Consider the following 12,047-nt stretch of genomic DNA (forward strand, 5'->3'; position numbering starts at 1 on the left):
GATGAACCGACGTACGCTCCTCGGCGGCCTCCTCGCGGCGGCCTCCGTCCCCACCCTCTCCGCCTGCTCCAGCGGCATCACCTCACTGAACGAGCAGAGCGGTTCGGCCGCCGGCGGCGGCTCCAGCAAGGGCGGGATCACCATCGGCACCGCCAACTTCACCGAGAACCAGGTGCTCGGCTACCTCTACGCGGCAGCCCTCAAGGCCGCCGGCGTGAAGGTGAAGGTCCGCCCGAACCTCGGCACCCGGGAGATCGTGATCCCCGCGCTCAAGGCCGGCGACATCGACCTGCTGCCCGAGTACCAGGGCGCCCTGCTCAACTACCTGGCCCCGAAGGACAACTCGGCGGATCCGGGCACCATGCAGAACGCGCTGGCTATCGCCCTGCCCAGCGGCCTCCAGGTGCTGCCGTACGGGCAGGCGGCCGACTCCGACTGCTTCGTCGTCACCCGGGCGACCGCCCAGAAGTACGGCCTGACCTCCCTCGCCGACCTGGCCAGGCAGAACGGCAGACTGGTCATCGGCGCCGCGCCCGAGGTGAAGAAGCGGCGGGTGGGCGCGGTCGGGCTGCAGGACGTGTACGGCGTCCAGTTCAAGGAGTTCAAGTCGCTGGACTCGGACGGGCCGCTGGTCAAGGGCGCGCTGAAGAAGGGCGATGTGGACGTGGCGAACCTCTTCACCACCGACACCGACATCGCGGCCAACGACTGGGTGGTGCTGACCGACCCGAAGAACCTGATCCCCAGCCAGCACATCGTCCCGCTGATCGCCGACCGCAAGGCCGACTCCACCGTCCGCAAGGCCCTCGCCCGGCTCGGCAACCTCCTCACCACCGAACAGCTCACCGAGCTCAACAGCCAGGTGGACAACGACAAGAAGGACCCGGAGGACGTGGCGAACGCATACGCCAAGCAGCACGGGCTGACCTGATCACAAAGGCGTATCGCAAGATCGATGACCTGATGACGGAAGTACCAAATGTCCGCAAACAGGCACGAGGAGTGACCAGGCGTATGCATACGGTGATGGAGTGCCAACAGCACCACGCCTGAACCGTGTGACCTCTGAGGAAGCGTCATGGCCTCGAACCGCAGGGCCTTTCTGAGCGCCACCGCAACCGCCGCCACAGCCATCGCCGTCGGCGCGCCGGCCGTCGCCGCCACCCCGGCGACGGCCGACACCGGCCGCCCCCTCTCCCCCGCACCCGCCACCGCCACCGCCGCGCTGGACGAACTCCTCGCCGGCAACCGGCGGTACGCGGCCGGCCGGCCGCGCCGCCCGCACGACATCGTCGGCCACCGCAGGCTGCTGGCCGGCGGACAGCACCCGTTCGCCGTCGTCCTCGGCTGTATCGACTCCCGGGTCGTCCCCGAGCTGGTCTTCGACCAGGGCCTCGGCGACCTGCTGTGCATAAGGACGGCCGGGCAGGTGCTGGACGAGGCCGTGCTCGGTTCGATCCAGTACGGCGTGGAGGAGCTGCGCGTCCCGCTGGTCGTGGTGCTCGGCCACGAGCGCTGCGGGGCCGTCGCCGCCACCCTCGGCCGGCTGCGCACCGGCGCGCCCGTCCCCGGCCACCTGGAGCTCCTCGTCGAGGAGATCACCCCGGCCGCCCGCCGCACCAGGGCGCTGCCCGGCGACTGGGCCGAGCACACCATGCGGGCGCACACGGCATGGGTGCGGGACGCGATCCGGGCGGACCCCGCGTTCGCGCGGGCGTCGGTGGTCGCGGCGCGGTTCGACCTGGACAGCGGGCTGGTGGCGCTGCTGCCCTGAGGGCGGGCCCCCGGAGAATTGCGGGGGCTCACCCCAGTGCGGCGGGCGCCCCGGCTCCCTACCGTGGGCTCCATGACGGACGCGCATGACACCGACCTGAAGAAGGAACTCGACGCCACCCTGCACGCCCGCAGGGACCTGGGGCCCGAGTACGAGTCGGAGCTGGCCGACTCCTTCCTGGAGAAGATCGACCAGCGTATCGACGGCGCGGTGGAGCGCCGGCTGCGCAGGACGCTGGCCGAGCAGCAGATGCAGATGGCCCGGGGTGCGCGCGGCGCCAAGGGCAGCGACTCCTGGGGCGAGCGCTTCGGCTTCGGGATCGTGTCGCTGGTGCTGGCGATCCCACTGTCGGCGATCGGCGGCGGCATCGCACACCTGCCGGGGCTGGTGGCCACCTGGGCGGGCATCGTCGGCGTCAATGTGGCCCAGGCCGTCCGCCTCAACCCCGGCCTGTTCGGTCGGCGCGACCGGGGCGAGGACTGACCGGCCCGGTCTGCGCCGAGGTCAAGCAGCAGTTCGGCGCCCCGCCCACCCGGCACACCGGCCGCACCGCTCGGAGGTCAGCAGACCGACCGCGCTCGCCGAGCCGGGAAGGACCACCGGAGACCGGCGGACGCGCCGGGAAGAGTAATGCGCGGGGACCGCCGCACCCCCGTTACCGGGGGGCGGGACGACGGCGGTCCCCGCGAGGGACGCGAGCCGGGTCAGGGCCGAGCTTGCGCGTCCGGGCGTCCATGGAGGTCCGGGAGCCGCTCCGGAGGTCCTTGGACGTTCGGTGCCGGCCGAGGCGGGGAGCCGCTCCCGCCCTGCCGACACCCACCAATGTGCCGGACGCGTGTTAAGTGTGTGCTGCGTGGACGTGACACGCTCGTACCACTTCCGCGAAGTCCGTCACGTGGACAGGAAACAGTAAGTTCCCCGAGCTCACGGGCAGTTCACCGGACGTTCGCTAGTGCTTGCCGCCCTTGGCGAGAAAGGCCAGCAGGTCCTGCCGGCTGACGACGCCCTTCGGCTTGCCCTCGACGAGGACGATCGCCGCGTCCGCCGCGCCCAGCACCTTCATCAGGTCGCCGACCGGCTCGCCGGAGCCGACCTGCGGCAGCGGCGCGCACATGTGCTTCTCCAGCGGGTCCTCCAGGGAGGCACGCTTGCTGAACAGCGCGTCGAGCAGCTCCCGCTCCACGACCGAGCCGACGACCTCGGCGGCCATCACGTCCGGGTGCCCGGCGCCCGGCTTGACGACGGGCATCTGCGAGACGCCGTACTCGCGCAGCACCTCGATGGCCTGCCCGACGGTCTCCTCCGGGTGCATGTGGACGAGGGAGGGGATGGAGCCGCCGGCCTTGTCGCTGAGCACGTCGGCGACGCGGGCGCTGGTGCCCTCGTCCTCCAGGAAACCGTAGTCGGCCATCCACTCGTCGTTGAAGATCTTGCTGAGGTAGCCACGGCCGCTGTCCGGCAGCAGTACGACGACGACGTCGTCCGGGCCGAGCCGCTCGGCCACCCGCAGCGCGGCCACGACCGCCATCCCGCAGGAGCCGCCGACGAGGAGGCCCTCCTCCTTGGCCAGCCGCCGGGTCATCTGGAAGGAGTCCTTGTCGGACACGGCGACGATCTCGTCGGCGACCGTCCGATCGTAGGCGGTCGGCCAGAAGTCCTCACCGACGCCCTCGACGAGGTACGGCCGCCCGGAACCGCCGGAGTACACGGAGCCCTCGGGGTCGGCGCCGATCACCTGGACGCGGCCGTCGCTGACGTCCTTCAGATAGCGGCCGGTACCGGAGATGGTGCCGCCGGTCCCCACGCCCGCCACGAAATGGGTGATCTTCCCTTCCGTCTGCTCCCACAGCTCGGGGCCGGTCGAGTGATAGTGCGAAAGGGGGTTGTTCGGGTTGGAGTACTGGTCCGGCTTCCAGGCGCCGGGGGTCTCCCGGACGAGCCGGTCGGAGACGTTGTAGTACGAGTCCGGGTGCTCGGGATCGACGGCGGTGGGGCAGACGACCACCTCGGCCCCGTACGCCCGCAGCACGTTGATCTTGTCCGTGCTGACCTTGTCGGGGCACACGAAGATGCACTTGTACCCCTTCTGCTGGGCCACGATCGCCAGCCCCACCCCGGTGTTTCCGCTGGTCGGCTCCACGATCGTGCCACCCGGCCGGAGCTCCCCGCTCTTCTCCGCGGCCTCGATCATCCGCAGCGCGATGCGGTCCTTCACGGAGCCGCCCGGGTTGAAGTACTCGACCTTGGCGAGCACGGTGGCCTGAATGCCCTGGGTGACGCTGTTGAGCCTCAGCAGCGGGGTGTTGCCGACGAGGCTGATCATCGAGTCGTGGAATCGCACCGTTGTCTCCGGTTGCTTTCAAAAGAAGTGGTTCTAGTGGTGCGGCCAGCCTAAGGCCCGCTTCGGAGGTTCACTCCCCGTTGAGATTGACGGACGGGCTGTACCGGGCAAGGAGTGGATGTACGGCAACGAGGAGGTGGCGGCGACGCATGACGAGCATGTCGAGGGCGCGGGTGGCCCGGCGTATCGCAGCCGGGGCAGCGTACGGCGGCGGCGGGATCGGGCTGGTCGGCGCGGCCGCGGTGGGCCTGGTGCTGGCCGAGGTGCGGATGGCCAGGATCCGGGTGGGCAACGGCAACAGCGGCGGCCGGGTGCCGACGGCGGACGGCCGCTACGGCGACGCGTACGGCACCGATGAGCCCCCGCTGCGCCTGACCATGCTCGGCGACTCGACGGCGGCGGGGCAGGGCGTGCACCGGGCCGCGCAGACCCCGGGCGCGCTGCTGGCGTCGGGCCTCGCGGCGGTGGCCGAACGCCCGGTCGAGCTCAGGAACGTGGCCCTGCCCGGCGCCCAGTCCGACGACCTGGACCGCCAGGTCGCCCTGGTCCTGGGCTCGGCCTCGCCCGTCCCCGACGTCTGCGTGATCATGATCGGCGCGAACGACGTCACGCGCCGCATGCCGCCGACGCGCTCGGTACGCCACCTCTCGGCAGCGGTACGGCGGCTGCGCACGGCGGGTGCGGAGGTGGTCGTCGGCACCTGTCCCGACCTGGGCACGATCGAGCCGGTACGACAGCCGTTGCGCTGGCTGGCCCGGCGCGCGTCCCGCCAGCTCGCGGCCGCCCAGACGATCGGCACGATCGAGCAGGGCGGCCGCACGGTGTCGCTGGGCGACCTGCTGGGCCCCGAGTTCGCCGCGAACCCCCGCGAGCTGTTCGGCCCCGACAGCTACCACCCCTCCGCCGAGGGGTACGCCACCGCGGCGATGGCGGTACTCCCCACGGTCTGCGCGGCCCTCGGCCTGTGGCCGGCGGAGGAAGAGCGCCCCGACGTCACCCGTCGCGAGGGCTTCCTCCCGGTCGCCCGCGCGGCAGCGGAGGCGGCGGCCGAGGCCGGCACGGAGGTCACGGCGGCGATGCCGACGGGCTCGCGCGGACCATGGGCCCTGCTGAAACGCCGGCGGCGCCATCCCGTCGACGAGCCCACCGCCCCGTCCGACGCGGTCTCCGACGAGGCGAGGTCGAGGGCGGCGACAAGCGACTGAAAGGACGAGGCCGAAGACGCCCGGGCGCCTGTGAGCTGTCCGGTGCGGCGGGCCGAGGCCGAGCACGCACGGCACGCGCAGCGCCCCGAAAAGAAGCGCGGGGAACTGCGCGACCTGCCACGACGTGCCCGCGGTGGATTCACGACCCTCCGCGCCCGAGAGGATCAATGCCCCTCCCGTCGGGCCCCGCTCCGCCGCGGGCGGGGCAACCAGAAAGCAAGCGCTTAGAAAGTGCGGTCAGTGTCACACTCCGGCACCGGTGACCGATGACATACGTACGGGTAACTTCCCAAGCACCCCTGCCAACCCCGCATGCCAATGGAGCCGTGAGATGCCCGAAGCCGTCATCGTCTCGACCGCCCGTTCCCCGATCGGCCGTGCCGTCAAGGGCTCCCTGAAGGACCTGCGCCCCGACGACCTCACCGCGACGATCATCCAGGCCGCCCTCGCCAAGGTCCCCGAGCTGGATCCCAAGGACATCGACGACCTGATGCTCGGCTGCGGTCTCCCCGGCGGCGAGCAGGGTTACAACCTCGGCCGGATCGTCGCCGTGCAGATGGGCATGGACCACCTCCCCGGCTGCACGATCACCCGTTACTGCTCCTCGTCCCTCCAGACCAGCCGCATGGCGCTGCACGCCATCAAGGCCGGCGAGGGCGACGTGTTCATCTCGGCCGGTGTCGAGATGGTCTCCCGGTTCGCCAAGGGCAGCTCGGACGGTCTCCCGGACACCACGAACCCGGTGTTCGCCGAGGCCCAGGCCCGTACCGCCGCCACCGCCGTGTCCACCGGCTCCACCTGGCACGACCCGCGCGAGGACGGCCTGGTCCCCGACCCGTACATCGCGATGGGCCAGACCGCAGAGAACCTGGCCCGCTGGAAGGGCGTCACCCGCCAGGAGATGGACGAGTTCGGCGTCCGCTCCCAGAACCTCGCCGAGGAAGCCATCAAGAACGGCTTCTGGGAGCGCGAGATCACCCCGGTGACCCTCCCCGACGGCACGGTCGTCAGCAAGGACGACGGTCCGCGCGCCGGCGTCACCCTGGAGGGCGTGGCGGGCCTGAAGCCGGTCTTCCGCCCCGACGGCCTGGTCACGGCCGGCAACTGCTGCCCGCTGAACGACGGCGCGGCGGCCGTGGTCATCATGTCCGACACCAAGGCCCGCGAGCTTGGCCTCACCCCGCTCGCCCGGATCGTCTCGACCGGTGTCACCGGCCTCTCCCCCGAGATCATGGGCCTCGGCCCGGTGGAGGCCTCGCAGCAGGCCCTGCGCCGCGCCGGTCTGACCATCGACGACATCGACCTGGTCGAGATCAACGAGGCGTTCGCCGCCCAGGTGATCCCCTCCTACCGCGACCTGAACATCCCGCTGGAGAAGCTGAACGTGAACGGCGGCGCCATCGCCGTCGGCCACCCCTTCGGCATGACCGGCGCCCGCATCACCGGCACGCTGATCAACTCCCTCCAGTTCCACGACAAGCAGTTCGGTCTGGAGACGATGTGCGTCGGCGGCGGCCAGGGCATGGCGATGGTCATCGAGCGCCTGAGCTGAGCCACCGCACCACCCGGCAGCAACCCCTGAGTGACCGTCACGGGACGCACCGTGACGCCACGGCCCGGTGTTCGAGGAAACTCCGAACACCGGGCCGATTTGTGATCCAATCTCCCCCAGGATGTGACCTATCTCCCCCTGAGGGGGTATCACCGCAGGTCAGCGCGGCCGTCCAGCTAAACCCAAGGGCCAAAGTCCTGCCCGTTTCGTGACGTTACGCACTGACAGGTTGATAGTCCACCCTTCAAGCTGATGTAGGAAGTCGGGGGTCGACTTTGAACCGGGAGTACGTCAGTGAGCGCCATGCCGATCGCCTTGCTGCTCACCACGGCCGCCACGGGCGCCGTGGGCGTCGCTGTCCTGCGCACCGTACTGAAGCTGCGCCGTCAGGTCGCCGAGCTGCACACCCAGCTTGCCGAGAACCAGGCCGCCGCGATGCGCGCGCTGCTGCCGGCCGCCCGCAGCCATGCGGACGCCGAGCAGATACGGTCCGCCGTGGCCGAGGCGCTGGCCGAGGAGCGGGAGCGGGAGCTGGCCGAGGCGCGGGCCTTCTGGGCCGCGCAGGAGGCGCGTGACGCCTCCGACACGCCTTCGCTGCTGGGCCTGGCGGACGGTGAGCCGTTCCTGCCCCGGCACAGCGACTTCGTGGGCCTGGAGCCGGTCGCCGAGCCGGCGACGGACGCCGACGACTTCGCCGGGGGCGCCTCCACCGAGTCGCCGGAGCTGGCCGCGGCCCGCCGTCGTCACCCGTCCCACCCGGACTTCGTCCCGGTGCAGTCGCCGATGGTGAACGACCATGAGCGCACCGTCGCGACGCTGGAGCAGCTGGCCGAGTCCCAGGTCGGACTCTCCGACGTGCGCCCCGGTCCGCTGGGCACGCTGGACGTCTATGTCTTCGCCGACGGCACGACGCTGTGCATGACGCCGGGGCACCGGGAGACGGCGGAACGGCTGGCTGCCGCCCTGAGCGCCGGCGAGACGCCGTATCTGCTGGGCGGGTCGGGGATCTCGGGCGCGTACACGCTGACGTTCGCGTGCGGGGAAGAGAACGTGTACATCCTGGCGGACCGGGTCATAGCGTCTCTTTGACAGGCGCTTCGTCGGGTACGGCTGCGTGGTGGTTGCTCGCGCCCACGCGGCGAAGCCGCGAACTGACACAGCCCCGCGCCCCTGGAGGGGCGCTTGCTGCAGTGCCCCTTCTCTTTGGGGGCGCGGGGAACTGCGCGAACGGCCACGACGGTGCCGCACCCGCCGGCGTTCCTCAAACCCCCGCCCTCTTCTGCGCCTCCTCCACCAGCCGCACCGCATCCCCCACCTCGGCGTCGCTCTCCAGCACCACCGCCAAGTCGTTGCCGGCCACGGTGATTTGGTCGGCCACCGCGAACATCCCCGCGTCCGGCATCTCACGGGCCGCACCGCCCGGCTCCTCAACAGCTTGCGACCAGTTGGCCAACTGCCTGGCCAGCGCCAGCGCCTCCGCGGCCGCCCCCCTCTGCAACCGACTCTGCGGCGCCGCCCTCAACTTGTCGGCGAAGTGCTCCACGGCACGGATAAGAGGCGTCGTATCAACCACGCCGTGAGCGTAACGCCTGACGTGGGCTGTCCTGTCCCGACTGTTGCCAACACGCCAACACTCAGGCACGGTGACGTGAAGGACCGGCTACAACCCCCCTTTGCGCACCGGAGGCGCCGATGTCCCAAGTCTTCTCCGAGGAGACCCATCGCAACATGCTCGCCCGAATCCCCCACTGCACCGGTCGTGAAGTGTCCGACTGGCTGCGTACCGTCGCCGAAGGCCCGGCCCTCTTCCGTTTCGAGGAGAAGGTCAGCTGGCTCCGCCACGAACACAACCTCGCTTACGGCCACGCGAAGGCGTTGATCCACGAGTACGACCTGAGGAGGGCCGCGCGCAAACTTCTCTAGGCGCGCACAGACGGCGAAGGGCCCCGGGGGGTGCCCCGGGGCCCTTCTCTCAGCTCACTTGCGGTAGCTAGTCGTTACTGCTGAAGATCGCCACCAGGCGCAGCATCTCGACGTAGATCCACACCAGCGTCAGGGTGAGGCCGAACGCGGCCAGCCAGGCCTCGTTCTTCGGGGCGCCGTACGCGATGCCGTCCTCGATCTGCTTGAAGTCGAGGGTCAGGAAGAACGCGCCGAGCAGGATCGCGATGATGCCGACGATCGCACCGAGCGGACCGAAGCTGCGCAGGCCGCCGTTGCCGGCGACGCCGAACGCGACCAGCAGCAGGTTGACCGCCATCACCAGCACGAAGGCGATGGCGATGGCCATGCCGACGCGGGCGTAGCGGGCGGTGACGCGGATCCAGCCGGCCTTGTAGACCAGCAGGGTCGCGGCCGTGACCGCCATGGTGCCGAGCACCGCCTGGAACGGGGCGCCGCTCCACTGGCTGTTGTACATCTCGCTGATCACGCCGAGGAAGACGCCCTCGAAGGCGGCGTATCCCAGGATCAGCGCGGGCACCGGGGTGCGCTTGAAGCTCTGGATCAGCGCCAGGACCATCGCCACGATCGCGGAGCCGAAGGCCAGGCCGTAGCTGGTCGCGGAGATGGGCAGCAGGGCCCAGGCGAGGGCCGCGCCGACCGCGACCGTGCCCAGCGTCATCGCCGAGCGCAGGACCACGTCGTCCATGGTCATCCGGCCGGTGGTGGCCGGGGCCTGCGGCGGTGCGCCCTGCTGGACGTCCTGCTGGGCGTACGGGTTGTTCGCGTAGGGGTTCTGCGCGTACGGGTTGCCCTGTGCGTACCCGGCCTGCGGCGCGGTGTTGAAACCCGCGTAGCCGTTGTCGCGGCTGAACCCCCGTCGCGAGAAGACCGGGTTACTGCTCCTCATTTCACTCCTCCATGGCCACCTTGCGTGCGCCTTGGCATCAAGAGTAATGGATTGGCAAAAGAACGACCCTGCTACTTGAGGAGGATCTTTCCCTCGCCGTGCTGGCCAACACGCTACGCGGACCCCTGATTCCCGGCCATGGAGGGCTTCATTCCATGACCAAGCCGCTACACGACCGGAACCGGCCAGAGATCCCTCAGGCGTCCAGGGGGAAGCCCGTGTACGCCTCCGCCAGGTCGGTCTCGGCCGCCCGGCAGGAGGCGATCCGGCCGAGCCGGGCCAGCTGGAGCCGGGCGTCGAAGGGGGTGTCCTCGGGGCCGCGGTGGAGCAGGGTCGTCATGTCGTACGAGAACCGCTCGGCCTGCCAGACGCGGCGCAGGCAGGTCGCCGAGTAGGTCTCCAGGAGTTCGGGCGAGCCGGTCTCCTTCTCGTGGGCGAGGGCGCGGGCGAGGGTGACGACGTCGCCGACGGCGAGGTTCAGCCCCTTGGCGCCGGTCGGCGGCACGATGTGGGCGGCGTCCCCGGCGAGGAAGACCCGGCCGTGCCGCATGGGCTCGTGGACGTACGACCGCATGGGCGTGACCGACTTCTGGGTGATCGGCCCGCGCTCCAGGCGCCAGTCGTCGCCGGTCTCCAAGCGCCGCTCCAGCTCGTCCCAGATCGCCTCGTCGCTCCACTCCCCGGCGTCGGTGCCGGCCGGCACCTGGAGGTAGAGGCGGGAGACGGACAGGGAGCGCATCGACAGGAGGGCGAAGCCGCGGTCGTGGCGGGCGTAGACCAGTTCGTCGTGGGAGGGGGCGACATCGGCGAGGATGCCCAGCCAGGCGTAGGGGTACGTGCGCTCGAAGACCCGGGAGAGGGACTCGGGGAACGCGGTGCGGGCCACCCCCCAGAAGCCGTCGCAGCCGACGACGTACGTGCACTCCAGCACGTCCTCCCGCCCCTCGTGCCGGAACCGCACCCGCGGCCGCTCGCTCTCGGCGCCCTCCACCGCCAGCGCCTCCGCCTCGAAGAGCAGCGGGCCGCCCTCCTTGAGCTGGAGGGCGATGAGGTCCTTGCAGACCTCGGTCTGGGCGTAGACCGTCACGGACCGCCCGCCGGTGAGGCCGGGGAAGTCGACGCGGTGGCGCTGTTTCGCGAACCGCAGCTCGATGCCGTCGTGGCGCAGGCCCTCGCGGTCCATGCGCTCCCCGGCGCCGGCCGCGCGCAGCACGTCCACCGTGCCCTGCTCCAGGATCCCGGCGCGCTGGCGGTGTTCGACGTAGGAGCGGTCGCGGCTCTCCAGGACGACCGAGTCGATGCCGGCGTTGTGCAGGAGCCGGGCGAGGAGGAGCCCGGCGGGTCCGGCTCCGATGATGCCGACGGTGGTACGCATCGGTCGTTCCTTCCGTGGACGGGGCGTCGTTGCCCGGTTCGGAGACTATGTTGTTCGTGTAGTGAAACTTCCTTCACTTGTTTCCCGAGTTTCCGTCCGGACGTACTTCATGTCAATGGACGCGGCCCAGGTCCGCCGGCGCACACGGGCCGGCCGCCCGGCCCGCGGAGGCGGTTGTGGGCCGGGCGGCCGGTGTGCGGAGCGGCGGGGCGGGGGTCAGCGGCCCGGCCAGCCGTCCAGGTGGCGGTGCAGGGTGACGTCGGTCCGCGGGTCACCCTTCGGGGCGTTCGCGACCGCGTCGTGCAGGACGGTGGTGACCTCGGCGGCGAGCCCGTCGGCCTGGGTGCGCAGGTCGGCGGCGGGCAGCGTGGAGCGGGTCAGCTCGTCGAGCCGCCGGTGGATGTCCGCGAGCCTGCCCCGCGCGGTGGCGTCGAGGAGCAGCGGGTTCGGCGTGGAGACCACGAACTGGTAGGCGCCGGCCAGGGTCTGGCAGCCCGTGCACTCCTTGTTGGCGGCGTCGCTGAGGTTCCCGGCGTTCAGCCGCGTGTGCTCCCCGGCGACCGTGACGATCTGGAAGGACAGCGCGACCGACCGGCAGTGGTCGTCCGCCGAGCAGCCGGCCGAGACGGCGTTGGCCTGGTTGCGTACGGCGGCGGCGTTCACCTTGCCGAACTGGCGGACCATGAACGAGTCACTGACCTGGGTGTGGTGCCCGCGGTCGGCGTGGCTGAAGACATGGTCGGAGGCGACCGCGGCGTGCGGCGCGGCGGTGGCCGCCTGTGCGGGCACCGCGGTGGCCGCGCCGGCGACCCCGGCGGCGAAGAGGCCGATCCGGACGGCCCGCCGGGTGAGCGGACCTGAGGTGGCGCGTGGTTTTCGGTGACTGCTCATGGATGCTCCAGTGCTCCTGTGCTTCTGCGGTAGGTGTTCAGGTGGCCGTGCGGCGCAC

Annotated in this window: 12 protein-coding genes; 7 read left to right on the forward strand and 5 right to left on the reverse strand. The window is 70.9% G+C overall.

From position 1 onward, the window contains the following. The first annotated feature begins 1 nt into the window (after window position 1). The 3 genes from ACZ7OO_RS17750 to ACZ7OO_RS17760 all read left to right on the forward strand — a co-directional run bounded on the left by ACZ7OO_RS17750 (window position 2) and on the right by ACZ7OO_RS17760 (window position 2,257). On the forward strand, window positions 2-931 hold the full coding sequence (locus tag ACZ7OO_RS17750; RefSeq protein WP_471505651.1) for an ABC transporter substrate-binding protein: 930 nt from the start codon (window positions 2-4) through the stop codon (window positions 929-931). 147 nt (window positions 932-1,078) lie between these two features. After that, a complete protein-coding gene (locus ACZ7OO_RS17755; RefSeq protein ID WP_471505653.1) occupies window positions 1,079-1,774 on the forward strand; it encodes a carbonic anhydrase in 696 nt (231 codons plus the stop codon). A gap of 72 nt (window positions 1,775-1,846) precedes the next feature. Beyond that, entirely contained in the window at window positions 1,847-2,257 is a 411-nt protein-coding gene (locus ACZ7OO_RS17760) for a hypothetical protein (RefSeq protein ID WP_471505655.1), read from the forward strand. Window positions 2,258-2,723: 466 nt separating this feature from the next. On the opposite strand, the gene ACZ7OO_RS17765 is transcribed toward ACZ7OO_RS17760, so the two are convergent. Continuing rightward, entirely contained in the window at window positions 2,724-4,115 is a 1,392-nt protein-coding gene (locus ACZ7OO_RS17765) for a cystathionine beta-synthase (protein ID WP_471505657.1), read from the reverse strand. A 149-nt stretch (window positions 4,116-4,264) separates the two neighbouring features. On the opposite strand from ACZ7OO_RS17765, the gene ACZ7OO_RS17770 reads away from it, so the two are divergent. The 3 genes from ACZ7OO_RS17770 to ACZ7OO_RS17780 all read left to right on the forward strand — a co-directional run bounded on the left by ACZ7OO_RS17770 (window position 4,265) and on the right by ACZ7OO_RS17780 (window position 7,961). Further along, window positions 4,265-5,320 carry an SGNH/GDSL hydrolase family protein gene (locus tag ACZ7OO_RS17770; protein WP_471505659.1) on the forward strand — a complete coding sequence of 352 codons (1,056 nt, stop codon included), beginning with the start codon at window positions 4,265-4,267 and terminating at the stop codon, window positions 5,318-5,320. A 331-nt stretch (window positions 5,321-5,651) separates the two neighbouring features. After that, window positions 5,652-6,872 carry an acetyl-CoA C-acetyltransferase gene (locus ACZ7OO_RS17775; RefSeq protein WP_352220248.1) on the forward strand — a complete coding sequence of 407 codons (1,221 nt, stop codon included), beginning with the start codon at window positions 5,652-5,654 and terminating at the stop codon, window positions 6,870-6,872. A gap of 294 nt (window positions 6,873-7,166) precedes the next feature. Continuing rightward, window positions 7,167-7,961, forward strand: coding sequence for a hypothetical protein (locus ACZ7OO_RS17780; RefSeq protein WP_471505662.1), 795 nt, complete (start codon window positions 7,167-7,169; stop codon window positions 7,959-7,961). 172 nt (window positions 7,962-8,133) lie between these two features. Here ACZ7OO_RS17780 and ACZ7OO_RS17785 read toward each other — a convergent pair whose 3' ends face one another. Beyond that, the gene (locus ACZ7OO_RS17785) at window positions 8,134-8,445 is read right to left on the reverse strand and encodes a hypothetical protein (protein WP_471505664.1); all 312 of its coding nucleotides are present in this window, start codon (window positions 8,443-8,445) and stop codon (window positions 8,134-8,136) included. Between the two features lie 119 nt (window positions 8,446-8,564). Here ACZ7OO_RS17785 and ACZ7OO_RS17790 point away from each other — a divergent pair, with 119 nt between their 5' ends. Beyond that, window positions 8,565-8,795 carry a DUF4287 domain-containing protein gene (locus tag ACZ7OO_RS17790; RefSeq protein WP_352220251.1) on the forward strand — a complete coding sequence of 77 codons (231 nt, stop codon included), beginning with the start codon at window positions 8,565-8,567 and terminating at the stop codon, window positions 8,793-8,795. 67 nt (window positions 8,796-8,862) lie between these two features. On the opposite strand, the gene ACZ7OO_RS17795 is transcribed toward ACZ7OO_RS17790, so the two are convergent. The 3 genes from ACZ7OO_RS17795 to ACZ7OO_RS17805 all read right to left on the reverse strand — a co-directional run bounded on the left by ACZ7OO_RS17795 (window position 8,863) and on the right by ACZ7OO_RS17805 (window position 11,989). After that, entirely contained in the window at window positions 8,863-9,723 is an 861-nt protein-coding gene (locus ACZ7OO_RS17795) for a Bax inhibitor-1/YccA family protein (protein ID WP_471505666.1), read from the reverse strand. Between the two features lie 196 nt (window positions 9,724-9,919). After that, window positions 9,920-11,098 carry a 4-hydroxybenzoate 3-monooxygenase gene (locus ACZ7OO_RS17800; RefSeq protein WP_471505668.1) on the reverse strand — a complete coding sequence of 393 codons (1,179 nt, stop codon included), beginning with the start codon at window positions 11,096-11,098 and terminating at the stop codon, window positions 9,920-9,922. A gap of 216 nt (window positions 11,099-11,314) precedes the next feature. Continuing rightward, window positions 11,315-11,989, reverse strand: coding sequence for a hypothetical protein (locus ACZ7OO_RS17805; protein ID WP_471505670.1), 675 nt, complete (start codon window positions 11,987-11,989; stop codon window positions 11,315-11,317). Between the last annotated feature and the right edge of the window lie 58 nt (window positions 11,990-12,047).

The organism is Streptomyces sp. NPDC111744 (genome assembly GCF_055634995.1).

Coding starts and splice junctions, on each gene's coding strand:
- ACZ7OO_RS17750 (WP_471505651.1), top strand. CDS start 2: ATGAACCGACGTACGCTCCTCGGCGGCCTCCTCGCGGCGGCCTCCGTC.
- ACZ7OO_RS17755 (WP_471505653.1), top strand. CDS start 1,079: ATGGCCTCGAACCGCAGGGCCTTTCTGAGCGCCACCGCAACCGCCGCC.
- ACZ7OO_RS17760 (WP_471505655.1), top strand. CDS start 1,847: ATGACGGACGCGCATGACACCGACCTGAAGAAGGAACTCGACGCCACC.
- ACZ7OO_RS17770 (WP_471505659.1), top strand. CDS start 4,265: ATGACGAGCATGTCGAGGGCGCGGGTGGCCCGGCGTATCGCAGCCGGG.
- ACZ7OO_RS17775 (WP_352220248.1), top strand. CDS start 5,652: ATGCCCGAAGCCGTCATCGTCTCGACCGCCCGTTCCCCGATCGGCCGT.
- ACZ7OO_RS17790 (WP_352220251.1), top strand. CDS start 8,565: ATGTCCCAAGTCTTCTCCGAGGAGACCCATCGCAACATGCTCGCCCGA.
- ACZ7OO_RS17795 (WP_471505666.1), bottom strand. CDS start 9,723: ATGAGGAGCAGTAACCCGGTCTTCTCGCGACGGGGGTTCAGCCGCGAC.
- ACZ7OO_RS17800 (WP_471505668.1), bottom strand. CDS start 11,098: ATGCGTACCACCGTCGGCATCATCGGAGCCGGACCCGCCGGGCTCCTC.
- ACZ7OO_RS17805 (WP_471505670.1), bottom strand. CDS start 11,989: ATGAGCAGTCACCGAAAACCACGCGCCACCTCAGGTCCGCTCACCCGG.